The sequence below is a fragment of the Arthrobacter sp. 05T45 genome (assembly GCF_056395875.1).
Window position 1 is genome coordinate 1 of the sequence record NZ_JBFTKI010000052.1, and the last position, 823, is coordinate 823.

Annotated in this window: 1 protein-coding gene; it reads left to right on the forward strand. The window is 73.6% G+C overall.

Annotated elements, in window-relative coordinates; all coding sequences use genetic code 11:
• Positions 1 to 823 (forward strand): HNH endonuclease (locus tag AC1DGD_RS22105; RefSeq protein ID WP_476858281.1); only part of this gene is annotated, 823 nt, incomplete at both ends.

Sequence of the window (823 nt, forward strand, 5' to 3'; positions counted from 1 at the left end):
GTGACCGCCGGCGTCGCCGTCTACAAGGCCCTCACCGGGCACGCCGACACCCTCCGCGCCGCCGGGGACCCGAGGGGCCGCGGGCAGCTCATGGCCGATGCCCTGGTCGAACGCACCACCGGCACCCCCGGCGGGATCACCGGCGTCGAAATCCAGCTCATCATCACCGACCGCACCCTCTTCCAGGCCGGCGCCGAACCCGCCCGGCTCCCCGGCTACGGGACCGTCCCCGCCGGCTGGGCCCGCACCCTCATCAACGGCACAAAGGATGCACACAGCGGCGAGGGCGGCCGCCGTCCCCCCGGACCCGGCCGTCCCCCGGGATACAGTGGTCCGCCTGCACCCGGCGCCGCGGCCCCAAACACGGACAGAAACACGGACAGAAACGATGACGGCCAGTCCGGCGGTCCGGCGCACAGTGGTCGCCCTGGACCGGGCGGCGCCGCCGGGAGCGCCAATGACCCCGCGTTCCGGCTCTGGCTCCGCCGGGTCTACACCCACCCCGGCGCCGGCGAGCTCGTGGGGATGGACTCCCGCGCCCGGCTCTTCCCGCCCGGGCACCGCCGCTTCATCCAGGCCCGCGACGACACCTGCCGCACCCCGTACTGCGACGCGCCCATCCGCCACCTGGACCACATCATTCCCTGGCACACCGGCGGCCCGACCACCACGGGCAACGCCGCCGGACTTTGCGAAGCCTGCAACCACACCAAAGAAACCCCCGGCTGGAAAGCACGCCCCAGCCCCGAAGCCGCACCCGGATCCGCCTCGAGCATCGGCGCGAGGCACACCATCGAACTCACCACCCCCACCGGCCACACGT